General features: G+C 51.3%; 12 protein-coding genes and 1 pseudogene. 6 read left to right on the top strand and 7 right to left on the bottom strand.

What is annotated here, in order from left to right:
* Positions 1 to 243 precede the first annotated feature (243 nt).
* Entirely contained in the window at positions 244 to 1,425 is a 1,182-nt protein-coding gene (locus tag BM101_RS05465) for an acetyl-CoA C-acetyltransferase (protein WP_087033279.1), read from the bottom strand.
* A gap of 261 nt (positions 1,426 to 1,686) precedes the next feature.
* Between BM101_RS05465 and BM101_RS05460 the strand changes: the two genes are divergently transcribed.
* Positions 1,687 to 2,862, top strand: a complete 1,176-nt coding sequence (locus BM101_RS05460) for a hydroxymethylglutaryl-CoA synthase (protein ID WP_087033280.1) — start codon at positions 1,687 to 1,689, stop codon at positions 2,860 to 2,862.
* A gap of 216 nt (positions 2,863 to 3,078) precedes the next feature.
* Here BM101_RS05460 and BM101_RS05455 read toward each other — a convergent pair.
* Positions 3,079 to 4,374: pseudogene (locus BM101_RS05455) on the bottom strand (hydroxymethylglutaryl-CoA reductase, degradative); the annotation flags it as partial.
* Positions 4,375 to 4,564: 190 nt separating this feature from the next.
* On the opposite strand from BM101_RS05455, the gene BM101_RS05450 reads away from it, so the two are divergent.
* From BM101_RS05450 to BM101_RS05435, 4 genes are all read left to right on the top strand, one after another.
* The gene (locus BM101_RS05450; protein ID WP_087033282.1) at positions 4,565 to 5,059 is read left to right on the top strand and encodes an AI-2E family transporter; all 495 of its coding nucleotides are present in this window, start codon (positions 4,565 to 4,567) and stop codon (positions 5,057 to 5,059) included.
* A 274-nt stretch (positions 5,060 to 5,333) separates the two neighbouring features.
* Positions 5,334 to 5,570: a FeoA family protein gene (locus BM101_RS05445; protein ID WP_087033336.1), complete on the top strand. Its 237-nt coding sequence runs from the start codon at positions 5,334 to 5,336 to the stop codon at positions 5,568 to 5,570.
* A complete protein-coding gene (feoB, locus tag BM101_RS05440) occupies positions 5,571 to 7,703 on the top strand; it encodes a ferrous iron transport protein B (protein ID WP_087033283.1) in 2,133 nt (710 codons plus the stop codon).
* 20 nt (positions 7,704 to 7,723) lie between these two features.
* On the top strand, positions 7,724 to 8,005 hold the full coding sequence (locus tag BM101_RS05435) for a hypothetical protein (protein WP_087033284.1): 282 nt from the start codon (positions 7,724 to 7,726) through the stop codon (positions 8,003 to 8,005).
* A gap of 53 nt (positions 8,006 to 8,058) precedes the next feature.
* Here the strand turns inward: BM101_RS05435 and BM101_RS05430 are convergent, their stop codons facing one another.
* The 5 genes from BM101_RS05430 to BM101_RS05410 form a co-directional block, all read right to left on the bottom strand.
* Positions 8,059 to 8,664: a 50S ribosomal protein L25 gene (locus tag BM101_RS05430; protein WP_087033285.1), complete on the bottom strand. Its 606-nt coding sequence runs from the start codon at positions 8,662 to 8,664 to the stop codon at positions 8,059 to 8,061.
* A gap of 280 nt (positions 8,665 to 8,944) precedes the next feature.
* Positions 8,945 to 9,919, bottom strand: coding sequence for a serine hydrolase (locus BM101_RS05425; RefSeq protein WP_087033286.1), 975 nt, complete (start codon positions 9,917 to 9,919; stop codon positions 8,945 to 8,947).
* Between the two features lie 28 nt (positions 9,920 to 9,947).
* A complete protein-coding gene (locus BM101_RS05420) occupies positions 9,948 to 11,735 on the bottom strand; it encodes a carbohydrate-binding domain-containing protein (RefSeq protein ID WP_177194402.1) in 1,788 nt (595 codons plus the stop codon).
* Positions 11,736 to 11,780: 45 nt separating this feature from the next.
* The gene (locus BM101_RS05415; protein WP_087033288.1) at positions 11,781 to 12,452 is read right to left on the bottom strand and encodes a DUF4956 domain-containing protein; all 672 of its coding nucleotides are present in this window, start codon (positions 12,450 to 12,452) and stop codon (positions 11,781 to 11,783) included.
* Positions 12,453 to 12,473: 21 nt separating this feature from the next.
* Positions 12,474 to 13,160 (bottom strand): polyphosphate polymerase domain-containing protein, encoded by a 687-nt coding sequence (locus BM101_RS05410; RefSeq protein ID WP_087033289.1) that lies wholly within the window; start codon positions 13,158 to 13,160, stop codon positions 12,474 to 12,476.
* Positions 13,161 to 13,292: 132 nt separating this feature from the next.
* Here BM101_RS05410 and BM101_RS05405 point away from each other — a divergent pair.
* Positions 13,293 to 13,562, top strand: a 270-nt coding sequence (locus BM101_RS05405) for a helix-turn-helix domain-containing protein (protein WP_177194401.1), incomplete at its 3' end; no start/stop codon positions are given.

The following is a 13,562-nucleotide window of genomic DNA, read 5'->3' as shown; positions in this document are numbered from 1 at the left end:
ATACAACGTTCCACATAGAATAACCTGCCGAAGGCTCCACGAAGGGTTATTATCGCGATGGAGCAATCAAAAAAACCGTCGCCGACTTTTCGGAAGGTTTTCCCGACATTATCTGCGCCAAATAAACCGCCGCGCCACCATCCGGCAATCGAAAACAGGGAACGCAGTAATTCCCTAATGGAACATTCCTGGATGATCTGGTTTAGAAATCTGAAAACAGAAAGGAATCGCCATTTCGGGAAATCAGGGTCTTTCGACAACCAGCGAGATGCCGATGCCGCCGCCGACGCAAAGAGAGGCGAGGCCGATTTTTTTATCGGTCCGTTCCATAGCGTAAAGCAACGTCACCAAAATCCTGGAGCCGGATGCCCCAATCGGATGGCCCAGGGCGATGGCGCCGCCGTTGATGTTGATCTTTTCCTCCGGCAAACCCAAGTCTCTGGCTACGGCGATGCTTTGCGAAGCGAAGGCTTCGTTCAATTCGTATAGGTCGATGTCGTCGACGGAAAGATCCAGGTTAGCCAAAACCTTTTTGATGGAATGGTAGGGCGCATAGCCCATGATGGCGGGATCGATGCCGACTTCGGCATATCCCTTCAAAGTCGCAAGGTAAGGGATGTTCTGGGCCTCGGCAACCGATTTGGCCATCAAAACCAAGGCGGCGGCGCCGTCATTGATGCCGGACGCGTTGCCGGCGGTTACTGTACCGTCCTTCATGAAGGCGGGCTTCAGTTTGCGCAAGCTTTCCGCTGTCACATTTTTACGGATATATTCATCCTCTGCGGCAAGCGTTTCCTGTTTCTTGCGGTCCCAGATCGAGACCGGGACGATTTCATCCTTGAAATGGCCGGCTGCTTGGGCAGCGGCGGCTTTTTGCTGGGAATGCAAGGCGAAGGCGTCCTGTTCTTCGCGGGTCACCCCGAATTTTTCCGCAACCGTTTCGGCGGTTACGCCCATATGGGTCTGGTCGAACGCATCGGTCAAGCCATCGTGCACCAAACTGTCGATTGTGCGCACATCACCGAGTTTGCTTCCCCAACGTTGGTTGTTCAGCAGATAAGGCGCCTGGGACATGTTTTCCGTTCCGCCGACGACCACGGTTTCTGCATCGCCGACACGGATGGCCTGGCTGCCGAGGATGATGGCCTTCATGCCTGAACCGCAGACTTCATTGACCGTCATGGCCGGAACTTCGAAGGGGATGCCGGACTGGATGGCGATCTGGCGGGCGGGGTTTTGGCCAAGCCCGGCCTGCAGGACATTTCCGAAAATGACGGAATCGATATCGTTCAGGGAGAGGTTTGCCCGCTGAAGGGCTGCTTGTACAGCCATGCTTCCCAATACGACGGCGGAACTATCTTTCAGACTTCCTCCGAACGAACCTATGGGGGTGCGGGCAGCACTGACAATCACAACTTCTTCCATAATAAAACTCCTTTTGGTTGATAAAATGATTTGCATGTATATTGAAAATGGATCTATTTCTTTCGGAATCTCTATTTTACTTTAATATGGAAGGATTTGCATATAAGATTTTTTAAAGAAAAGAAAATATAGAGATGGTGCAAGTCAATTTTCTAAGTTATTTTTAAATTTCGGGCATTGACGTTGTGTTTTCAGCGGACCTGGTCTATCATTTGAGGTGAGAGTTTTACTGATACATAGCAGAGTAAAGGAGTTTTTCACTTGGAAATCGGAATAGATAAGATTGGCTTCTATACGCCAAATACATATGTGGATATGGTGAAGCTGGCTGAAGCGAGGAATGTGGATCCGGCAAAATATACAATCGGCATCGGACAGGAAAAAATGGCGGTCGCTCCGGTCACACAAGATGCGGTGACATTGGCGGCGAATGCAGCCCTGCAGATTTTGGATGAAGAAGATCTGGAAAAGATTGATCTGGTCATTTTCGGAACGGAATCAGGGATCGACAATTCCAAAGCGGGTGCTGTTTATGTGCATGATCTGTTGGGCATCCAACCGCATGCGCGCGCAATCGAAGTGAAGCAGGCCTGTTACGGGGCGACGGCGGGCATCCAGATGGCGAAAGGCCACATCGCCTTGAATCCTGAGAGCCGCGTATTGGTGCTAGGGACGGATATTTCACGCTATGGGATCGGCACTGCCGGTGAAGTGACACAAGGTGCCGGGGCTGTTGCCATGGTCATCAGCACAAAACCGCGCATCCTGGTGTTGGAGAACGAAAGCGCCTATTTGACGTCGGAAGTCATGGATTTTTGGAGACCGATCTATTCGGAAACGGCATTCGTCGACGGGAAATACTCGAACGAACAATACATCGCCTTCTTCTTGAATGTCTGGGAGCAATACAAAGCGAAATATGGCGCCACCTTGGCGGATTTTGAAGCGATCTGTTTTCATCTGCCGTATACAAAGATGGGCATGAAGGCTTTGCGCGAAATATTGGATCAAGGTTCGCAAGCCGACCGCGAACGATTGGTTGCGCATTACCAAACGAGCACAAGCTACAACAAAATCGTCGGGAACATCTATACCGGTTCGCTTTATCTGAGCCTGTTGTCGTTGCTGGAATTGTCCGATGACCTGAAGGCGGGCGACAAAATCGGCCTGTTCAGCTACGGTTCCGGTGCTGTCGGTGAATTTTTCGCCGGCAGGCTGCAGGAAGGATTCCGCGAAGCCTTGGCCATCGCGGAACACAAAGCCTTATTCGCCGACCGCAAGGAATTGACGGTTGAGGAATACGAAGCGGTGTTCTCGCAAACCTTGCCGACGGACGGTTCAACCGTGACGCTGGACATAGCAGCCGATCCGGCTGTCATCTGTGTGGCCGGCATGGAAGACAACAAACGCCTCTACATCAACAAAACGAATGAATAGATTGAAAAAGCAGCAATCCCGCTATTGATTGGGAATGCTGCTTTCTTTGTGCGTACGCTCCGTATCGATAGAAGGCCGCACCTGGATTGCTGCCGATTAGCCATAAAACCCGACGTTCCTCCTGAATGTCGGGTTTTGAGAGTGAAAAGGGAGTCAGATAACCGACGAACCCGTTTGGTCACGTTTTTTCCTTATTCAGGGCAGAATTTTGTATGTCTACTCGGCTTTCAGCTGTTCCAGCAAGGCTTTTGCCGTGGCCAAGTTCATGTTTTTTTCTTTCTTCAGTTGCTCTGAAACCCATTCGATCTGTTCGCCAGTGGCGCCGGCGCTGATCGCCAATGACCGTGACTGTAGGCCCATGTGCCCTTTTTGGATGCCCTCCGTCACCAAGGCTTTGATGGCGGAAAAATTCTGGGCCAAGCCGACGGAAACGATGACGGCTTCCAGTTCGGCTGCGGATGGATCACCAAGGATGGCTCTCGTCATCTTTGCCGCAGGATGGAAGCTGATGGAACCGCCGACCGCACCGACAGGCAAGGGCAGGGTCAGGCTTCCGATGAGATCGCCGTTCTCCGCCTTTTTCCAGGAGGACAGGGAGCGGTATTGGCCGGAACGGGAAGCATAGGCGTGGGCGCCGGCGGAAATCGCGCGCCAATCGTTGCCGGAAGCCAGAACGACGGCATCGATGCCGTTCATGATGCCTTTGTTGTGGGTCACGGCGCGGTAGGGGTCGACATAGGCGAATTGATAAGCTTCGATCAGCCGGTCGCGGACTTCCTCACCCGAAAGCTCCCCCTTTGCCAAGGCGTTCGCCGGGATACGGCAGGTGGCGGTGGCCAGACAATCGGTCGGATAGTTGGACAGGATTCCCATCAGCGCTTCGCCTCCCGTCAGGTCTTGCAGGTAAGGGCTGACGCCTTCCATCATCGTATTGATGATGTTGGCTCCCATCGCCTCCAACGTCTCCACGTGCAGGTGGACGACGACAAATTCGGGTGTTCCCCCGATTGCATCGGCCGGGATGATGCGCACCGAAACTTTGCGGGCGCCGCCGCCGCGTTTGACGATGGAAGGGTGCGCTTCGTTCGCCCGCTTCAGGATGTCCGCTTCATGGGCTCGGATAGTCTGTTCGGCCAAGGCGCTGTCCGGCACCTTTTTCAGGGCGACTTGGCCGATCATCAGCCGCTTCTGCACGACCGTTGCGAAACCGCCCGCCTGCGCGATGGTTTTGGCGGCGGAGCTGGCGGCCGCTATGACGGATGGCTCCTCGATTGCCATCGGGACGGCATAGTCTTTCCCGTCGATCAGGAAATTCAAGGCGACGCCGTAGGGCAGTTCATAGGTGGACAGCTGGTTTTCGATCATGTTATCGGCTATTTCCGGGGACAGTGCGAGTCCATCTTCCAATCGGATGGCATCCTCTTCGGATAGGATGCCGGCTTGCTGCAGGGCGGCGATCCGTTCGGAACGGGATTTGTCATAAAATTTTTTAAAATAAGAAGTATCCATCTTAGGCTCCTTTGACGTTGTTCAAACGTGAAATATTCTGTTTTTTCCTTTATCATAGTAACATAGAATGCTTTCGCAGGCACCCGGAAGCAAAAGACGCACCGTAGGCAGCAGGTGGAAATCCGCCCCAAGACGGATACTTATTCGGTATTATTTCTGTATACTTTGTTCATAAGGATAGGAGTGAACATAATTGGATAAAATCAGCTATTATATACAAGAAATCATCAACGCAACCGGCAAAGGAATCAAGGGCTATCTGAAAGCGGGCATCAAACTGTCCGGCATCAGCTTTTTGATCCTTTGCGTCGGCTTCCTGTTTTTCGGGATCGACTTCTGGTTTCTGAAAGCTTTGGGTATCGCCGTCCTTGATTTGATTCCCGTATTGGGCAGCGGCATGGTGATGATTCCGTGGGCCATCATCCATCTGTTGTTGGGCAACACCACCCTGGCATGGCAAATCGGTCTGCTGTACATCATCCTCGCCATCGTCCGCCAAGTAGCCGAACCGTTCATCACCGGTAAGGAAATCGGTATCCGTCCGCTGTATACATTTGCTGCGACCGTCATCTGCATCCTGCTTTTCGGGCCGATCGGGGCCGTTTTGGGGGCCGTCATCGCGGTCGTCATCAAAGCCGTTTTTGATGTTTCCGGCGTCAACAGGAGAAAAGATGACCATTTCCGCTAGCAATGACCGGTAATAATAGAAGCAGAGTGGCCCCTGAAAGAAGAGTACTTTCTTCCTTCAGGGGTCTTTTTGAGATGGTAAAAACTGCGATAAGATGGCTGTTGCTTCGGGATGGCATATTTTTGTCCGGAAAAAGATAAGAAGGGATGAAATAATCGCAAAATTTCCGAATTTACTTGACCTCAACGTCTGTATGACGTACTCTTATTCCGTAATGAGAATTATTCTCAATTAGGTGCGTAAGGAAGCAATTCAAGTGAATGGAGTGAGCGGTTTGACAAATGTACGAGATTTGCCGATTGGTGTGACCGCCATTGTGAACAAAGTAACGGGGGAAGGGGCAACCCGCAGAAGGCTGATGGATATGGGCATCACGAAAGGGACGCCCATCTATGTCCGCAAAGTTGCGCCCTTGGGTGACCCCCTTCAAATAATGGTTCGCGGATACGAACTTTCCATCCGCAAAAAAGATGCGGAAATGATAGAAGTCAACTTTGGGGGAGGAAACTGAATGGCTAAGAGCATTGCTTTGGTAGGGAACCCGAACAGCGGGAAGACGACCTTGTTCAATCATCTGACCGGTTCCACCCAAAGAGTGGGGAATTGGCCGGGAGTGACGGTCGAGAAGAAAATGGGGACACTGCGGCAGGACGGTGAAACGGAAGTCGTCGATCTGCCGGGCATCTACTCCCTGTCGCCTTATACGATCGAAGAGATCGTCACGCGCGATTTTCTGACGATGGATGCGCCGGATCTGATCGTGAATATTGTAGATGCATCCAACTTGGAAAGGAACCTCTATTTGACGACCCAACTGATGGAATTGCATCTGCCGATGGTCGTCGCTTTGAATATGATGGATATCGTCGAAAATCGCGGCGACCAGTTGGATGTGGAGGGTCTTTCCCGGGCTTTCGGCATCCCGTTCGTCACGATTTCGGCTTTGAAGGAGAGCGGTATGGACAATCTGATTGCAGCGGTAGCCGCCGTCGATCATAGGATTGCCGAACCGATTTCCTATAGTACGGTAGTTCAGAGCATTTTGGACACTTTCCAGGAGATTCTTGCGCCGATTGTGCCACAACATTTGCTGTGGTATTACAGCATCAAACTGTTTGAAAGGGATAGCCAGACAGCAGAGAAATTGAACATCCCCGCAGACGCGCTGCAGGTGATGGAAGGGTTGCTCAGCCGCTACGAAAAGGATTTGGACGACGACTCCGAAGCCATCCTGATCAACGAACGCTACCAGTTCGTGACCAAAGTGACGCAGAAGGTATTGGTCAAGAACCAAAACAAACAATCCGTCTCGGTCTACATCGACCAGGTGGTGACGAATCGTTGGTTGGGCTTGCCGATCTTCATCCTGATCATGTTTGCGGTCTACTATTTCGCCATCACGACGGTGGGGACGTGGGGGACCGACTGGGTAAATGATGAACTGTTCGGGCGGATTGTACCGGAAGCGGCGCAGAATTTTTTTGACAAGATTGCTATCCATCCTGCCGTCAGCAGTTTGGTCATTGATGGTGCCATCGGCGGGGTGGGAGCGGTCTTGGGTTTCTTGCCGCAGATGGCAGCCTTGTTCTTCTGCTTGACCTTGTTGGAGGACAGCGGCTATATGGCGCGGGTTGCGTTTGTCATGGACAGGGTGTTCCGGGGCTTCGGCTTGTCGGGTAAATCCTTTATCCCTTTGATGATCGGATCCGGTTGTTCGGTTCCGGGCATCCAGGCTTCGCGCACCATCGAAAATTTGCAAGATCGCCGCATGACGATCATGACGACGTCGTTCATCCCTTGCGGAGCCAAATTGCCTGTCATCGCGCTGATCGCCAATGCCATCTTCGGCGGGGCCTCCTGGGTGGCTTTATCCATGTACCTGCTGGGTATCGCGACGGTCGTTTTTTCAGGCGTTTTGCTGCGGAAAACGGCCATCTTCGCCGGCGAGCCTTCGCCGTTCGTCATGGAATTGCCGATGTATCATTGGCCGCAGTGGAAAAGCATTCTGCGTGCGGTGGGGGCACGTTGTCTGGCCTTCACGCAAAATGCCGGAACGGTCATTTTCCTCAGCGCCAGCCTGATTTGGTTCCTGTCGTCCTTCAACTGGCAGTTGCAGATGACTGGAGCAGGCAACGACAGCATCCTGGCTAACATCGGTAGCGTTGTCGCCGTCTTCTTCGCTCCGTTGGGCTTCGGCTCGTGGCAAGCGACGGTGGCGACTATCCAAGGACTGATCGCGAAGGAAAACATCGTCGGTACGCTGGGTGTGCTGATGGGCGCGACCGGCTCGGAAGCGGAAGTGGCTACGGCCTTCAGTACGCTATTCAATCCGGTCAGCGCCGTTTCGTTTCTCGTGTTCAATATGATCTGTATGCCGTGTTTCGCGGCGGTCGGGGCGATGCGGACGGAATTCGGCAGCGCGAAGTGGACTGCGTTCGGTGTCCTGTACCAGACGACGCTGGCTTATGTGCTGGCTTTCATCATCAACCAAATCGGCTCGGTCTTCCTGTTGGGGACGCCGTTTGGATTTGCGGCCGGTTTGGCGTTCGCTGCTGTTGCCGCGCTGCTGTTCCTGGTTGTGCGGCCCGCCCCTAAACTGGCCTCGCCGCTATGGGGAAGCCTGGCGAAACCGATGGTCAAATGAGAAATGAGGAGGAATACTGAATGAATCTGCAATCTTGGATTGTGTTACTGTTGTTTTTGAGCCTGATGGGCTATATTTTATTCCGGCAAATCCGCTTGATCGGGAGCGGTAGAAAAAAATGCAATGCTTGTCCCGTCACGGCTTGCCCGATGAATGAGCCCGCAAAAGTGGAAATCTTTTCCGCGGAGAAATCCTCCTGTTGCGGAAATCATTCTCTCATGCGCCAGATCAGCGCCAAACAAGACGATATGATGGAAGAGCTAATCTGTCCGACGGTGCATGTCTTGCAAAAAAGTGAATAACATCAAAAAAGGACTGAAAGGGAATATACCCTCTCAGTCCTTTTGGTTATGGCTTATGCTTTTAGTTTTTCGCCGATCACTGCAGGTTCTGTTGCTGCAGCTGGCGTTGTTTCTTCCGAAGCTGAAGGTGCTGCTACAACCGCAACGGTTTCGTCTGCATCCGCAAGAATAGTGATGTCTTTATCAACGATGATATCAGCAACCGTCAGGGCTTCGCCGATTTTCATTTTGCTGACATCGATGACGAATTCAGTGGGTATGTTAGTGGAAATGGTTTCGATTTCCAATACGTTCAGTGTTTGGGATAAGATGCCTTCTTTGACTTCTTCTGCGCCTTCAAGGTGAATAGGCACACTCATTGTCAATTTTTGGCCTTTTTTAATGGCTTGTAATGCCACATTATAGATTTGGTTGCTTAGGGAGTCGACTTGGACATCCTTGATGATCACTTGTGCAGTCTTGCCATCGGACACAGCTACATCGAAGATGGCATTTATGCCTAAATTCTTAAGGATCCCATCAAAATCTTTTGCATCAAGTAATACGGGAGTGGCTTCAACGTCTTTTCCATAGATGACCGCGGTGATTTTCTTATTCATTCTTGCACGCTTAGCAGCAGATGATCCAACCTCAGTGCGTTTCTCTACCTGTAATTTCATGTTTTTCTCCTCTTAATAATTACTTGTACTGTCTTGAATCAGTCCGATTTTTTTGGAACAGAACGTTGATGAAAGGTAAGTACCCCGCCATCATACCGCACATAAGTCGAATTACCTAATTTTGCCCATCCGCAGCAGGGGAAAAATAGGCGACGGAATCCCACCAAGCGCGATAGAAAGGTGGGGCCCGTCTGGCTTTCAGGCGGCAGCTTGGGATGGAGAAAATAAAAAAGATTTTCCTTTTCTTATGTTCGAAAAGGAAAATCTTTTTTTGTGATGTTTATTTATTTTCCGATGCATGCAGATAAGTCATGATGGAAGCGCCGACGCTCTCAAAGACAGGGGTCGCTTCATCGATTGCGTTTTGCCAGCCGTCGGTCAGGACGGCGACAATATAATCCTGGCCATCCAGCGTGATGATGCCGGCATCATGGGAAACATCATCCAATATGCCGGTTTTGTGTGCAAAGGAAACTTCATCCGTCAGCCCCGTATTCAGTGCGTAAACCAATTGCTGATCCGCCAACAGGTAGAGGAAGTAAGAGGTGCTCGATTCCGACAATAATTCGCCCTTCAACAGGCGTTCCAGTAATTCAGCCACCTCGGCCGGCGTGGTCTGCAAGGTTCCGGAGTAATAAATGCCGTCCGTTTCCAGGTAAGGGTTAAAGGTCGTATTCTTAAAGCCGTTCTCATGGATGAAGGACTCTACGTTTTGCCAGCCGATGAGATGGGCGAGGCCATGGGCCGTTTCGTTCACCGAAAGGGTGATGGTGTCCGTCAAATAATCGTCGATGGTCGCTCCGGAATACCCCTCCAGCGTGTCATCCATCACGTCGGTCAAGGCCAGCTCGCCCTTGTCGACCTTTTCCAATACAGCATAGGTAAGGAACAGTTTATAGAGGCTGGCGCTCGTGAAAATGCGCGATTCGTTTGTGGCGATGGTTTCGCCCGTCCCTTCGTTTATCAGAACGAATCCGACTTGGTTGGGGTAGGTTTCATTCAACCGAGCCAGTTCGTCCGAAAGGGCGATGCCCGCATCCGTAGAGGGGGCATTGATCGTCGCTGCTTCTTCTGTTGCGACGGTAGTGTCCGAAACACCTGCCGGCACCGCTTTTGCCGAAGCGCTGTAATCTGAATAATCGGGTTCTGTTGCATTATTGGAAACTGTCAAGAGGATGCCTGCGGTAATGCAGAGAGCCACCAGCAAAACAGAATATTTCTTTTTTAATTTTTTCCTTTTTTTTCTTTTTTTCATGGTAGTTCCTTTCCATCTATGCCTTTGCTTATTTCATGAATCCGCCTGGTGCAGCGCCGCCGCCCATCATGCCGCTGGAGCTGGCCTCAGTCGTGGCCGCCAGATCGGTAGCTGTCGTGCCGCCGGAAGAAACCGTATACGTATTCCCTTCAACCAGTTCCGGTGTCGAGACAACGAGTGATTGCGAAACTTCGGAAGCCTTGAATGTCAGGATGACTTCGCCGTCCGGTCCCGTTATCTGGATGGCTTCATCGGCGGAAAGTGCCAAATCGGTCGTGAACAGGAAGCTTTGGGTGGATGTCGACGAAGGACTCATCGCCATGCCGGCACTGCCGATTCCGACGAGGGTACCGCCGTTCATAGCGAAGCTGGTATCATAGTCCAAGGTTCCGTTGTCATTTTCCGTCGGACCGTTCACAACGAGCGTGCCGCCATTCATTTCAATGCTGCCGTTGCTGTCGACACCGTCACCGACGGCGTTGACGGTAATCGTACCGCCGTTGATGATCAATGTACCGGATCCTGTAGCTGTGTTTGCGAACGTGTCTTGAACGGTGTTGCTGCCATCAGATGAGGAAACGTTATTGCCTCCTGATGTATTGATGCCGTCATCGGATGTTGTTATGTTAAATTCGCCCCCATTGATGGTGAGCGCCATGCTCTCCAGGCCTTCATAGCTTTGGACGATGTCGAACGTTCCACCATCGATCGTCAAGGAAGCATCGGAGTGGATGCCGTCATCGCCGGAAGAGATGGTGAAGTCCCCGCCCTGTATCGTGATGGCGTCATTGGTGTGCAGGGCGTCATCCGCTGTATCCAACGAGAAGGTCCCGTCGGCAATCGCTAAAGATGCTCCGGCTTTCAGACCTTTGGCGCTGGCTGCATCTTCGCTGCTGGAACTTTCTACAGCACCTGGGAATCCTGGTGATCCACCGTTGGCATCCTTGGTGCTGTTGGCACTGCCGCCGCCCGTTGTCAGAGCGAAATCTCCGCCGCTGATCTGCAGGTCGGTGGCCGCTTGGAGGCCATCCCCTCCCGCGGTAACGGTGAAGGAACCGGATTGGATGGACAGGTATCCTTTGCCTTCCTCTTCCTCATTGGTAGTCTGCAGGCCATCACCGCCGGATACTATATTAAATGTTCCGCTTTGAATCGTCAAGGAATCTCTGCCTTTTATGCCGTCGCCGACTGCGGTTATATTATAGATACCTTCGGCGATGGTCACATCGTCTTTGCCTTTGATTGCGTGTGCGTAGTTCGCGTCGATAACAAGTGTTCCTGTTCCGTTCAGGACAAGATCCGTTTTGCTGAATAGGGTAGCGTCCGGTTCATCTTCGCTGTCTTCAAAGGTGTAGCTTTCGCCATCCGTAAGGGTATTGGTCGTATTTTCGGCGAGGGTGATCGTCGTTTGGTTCGAACTCTTCACATAGATTGCGGAGCCGGTGGAGTTGGTGATGGAGACGCTGTTCAAGACGATTTGGACATCGGCTTCGTCGGCTGCTTCGACCCGCACCTGTCCTTGGCTGAGCGTGCCGCTCAAAATGTAGGTCCCAGGCTTGGTGATGGTGAGGATGCTGTCCGCTTCCGTCGCGCCTGAGCCATCGATTGTGATGGCTTCCGCTTCGAAGGAGACAAGGGTGCTGTTGTCGGTTGAATAGGAAGAATCTGATGTGGTTGTGTTTTCTGGGATGCTGACGGCACTGGATGTGGAAGCAGTGTCTGCATCCGCTGAACAGGCGGTCAAGAGCACAAGGCTGCTGGTGAGGTAAAGGTATTTCGAGAAGGGTTTATTCATCTTCATTTTAGTGTTTTTCATCATATTTGTCTCCTAATAAGTTCATTTTATTTTGGTTGTTTCAGCTCAGGCTTGGTTGCCGTTGTAGCTGACCAAGGTTGCATTTTGGACGCCTTCGAGAGCGCAGAGGTCGTTCAGGAAATTGGTTTCGTTATTTTTTATTTTCACTTCATAGATCAGTTCGGGTTGGCCATGGGTGATGCTTTTTGATTTCACGACCAGTTTGCCGAAGCGGTTCTTCAGGAGTTCGACTGCTTCCAATTCCGCATTCTCATTCTCCAGGTGCAGCATCAATATATAAGGGGCGGACCCGTCGACCTTGGCTGTCAAAAGCAGCAGGATCGCAGTGGTGAACACGGATCCCAAGAAAGCCAGGGGGTAAAGCCCGGCGCCGAGGATGATGCCGACACTGATGGACCAGAAAAGGAAAACCAGATCCAAGGGTTCCTTGATGGCGGTACGGAAGCGGACGATCGAAAGGGCTCCGACCATCCCGAGCGAAAGGACGACGTTTGACGTTACCGCCAGGATGACGAAGGTGGTCAGGACCGTCAAAAGGACCAATGACGTATTGAACGGTTTGGAATACATGACGCCGGCGTAGGTCTTCTTGTAGATGAAGAAGATGAAAAGCCCGATGAGAAGGGCGGAGGAAAGGGAAACCGCAGCCCCCGCGATGGAAAAGTCGGATGTCTGGTCCAAAAAGCTGTTTTTCAAAATATCGGTGAAAGTGTTCATTGTTGTTCCTCCTGGTTATGGTCAGTATTGGTTCAGATGCCGGCCGATGACATATTTCGAATGGGATGTGCTGGATGTTTCTTCCACCTGGACCAAATTTTGGATCCAAAGCGGTAAGTATTTGTCGAACTTGACTTCGAGGACGCAAGCGATGCCGGGTTCCCTCATGCCGGTTGTTTCGCAGGAGAAAAAGGTTGATACCTGCGTGCAGGCATGCATGTCGTAGTCGAAGGTGACGCGTACATTGCCGGGCACATAGGCGAAAGCCTCCCGTTCATAGGCGATGATGACTTTCGGCTCCATGCATTGGCTTTTGCATTTCGCATAAAATTCCTGGAGCAGAGGGTCGGTTTCATCGGCCAGAACGTCATAGTTTTTCTGGATGAGCTGTTCGGCCAGTTCTTTTGTGAGCCGCGCGCTTCTTTTGTACCCGACGGCACCGTCCTTCACTTTCTTTTCCAAGCGGATGAAGGAGTGAACGTTGTTGTAGTGGCGGATTCGGAACTTTTCGCGATAGGCTGCGCCATCCTCCTTTTCCCAAAAGGCGTCATCATAGATGGTGTCGAAGTACAAGCTTTTGACGAAATAACTGTTGTCGATGGCATTCTCATCGTGCGGCAGAAATTTCCTCAATCGGCTCGTGAGGATGATTTTGTTTTTCTGTGATATTTCATGCTTATATTCATTGCGGTAGCAAATTTCTTTCATGAAGATTCACCTCGTTTTTCTTTATTATTGCGCCGAGAACACCCGTGATTTCAATCGTGGGATGAATCGGCGCGGTCTTTTTTGTTCTTATGACAGCCTCGGCGTATAATTGGAGTAAAGGAGATGAGTTCAATGCTGCGATACAAAGCCTATCAATTCCGCCTCTATCCCAATCAGGAACAAACCATTCTGATTGCGAAAACCATCGGCTGTTCACGATTTGTCTTTAATCACTTTCTGGATCTCTGGAACACCACCTATGCGGAAACCGGCAAAGGCTTGTCCTATAACGCTTGCTCCGCCATGCTCCCCAAAATGAAAAGGGAAGAAGAAACCGGTTGGTTGAAAGAAGTCGACAGTATTGCGCTTCAGTCCTCCTTACAGCACTTAGCGGATTCGTTT

Origin of the sequence: Trichococcus palustris, assembly GCF_900114465.1 — a bacterium.
Classification (GTDB): domain Bacteria; phylum Bacillota; class Bacilli; order Lactobacillales; family Aerococcaceae; genus Trichococcus; species Trichococcus palustris.
The sequence above is the reverse complement of the archived record's forward strand: the minus strand, read 5'-3'. Positions and strand labels throughout refer to the sequence as shown.

Excerpts from the sequence above, each read along its gene's own strand:
- BM101_RS05465 (WP_087033279.1), bottom strand. The coding sequence starts at position 1,425 with ATGGAAGAAGTTGTGATTGTCAGTGCTGCCCGCACCCCCATAGGTTCG.
- feoB (WP_087033283.1), top strand. The coding sequence starts at position 5,571 with ATGGCTAAGAGCATTGCTTTGGTAGGGAACCCGAACAGCGGGAAGACG.
- BM101_RS05435 (WP_087033284.1), top strand. The coding sequence starts at position 7,724 with ATGAATCTGCAATCTTGGATTGTGTTACTGTTGTTTTTGAGCCTGATG.
- BM101_RS05430 (WP_087033285.1), bottom strand. The coding sequence starts at position 8,664 with ATGAAATTACAGGTAGAGAAACGCACTGAGGTTGGATCATCTGCTGCT.
- BM101_RS05425 (WP_087033286.1), bottom strand. The coding sequence starts at position 9,919 with ATGAAAAAAAGAAAAAAAAGGAAAAAATTAAAAAAGAAATATTCTGTT.
- BM101_RS05420 (WP_177194402.1), bottom strand. The coding sequence starts at position 11,735 with ATGAAAAACACTAAAATGAAGATGAATAAACCCTTCTCGAAATACCTT.
- BM101_RS05415 (WP_087033288.1), bottom strand. The coding sequence starts at position 12,452 with ATGAACACTTTCACCGATATTTTGAAAAACAGCTTTTTGGACCAGACA.
- BM101_RS05410 (WP_087033289.1), bottom strand. The coding sequence starts at position 13,160 with ATGAAAGAAATTTGCTACCGCAATGAATATAAGCATGAAATATCACAG.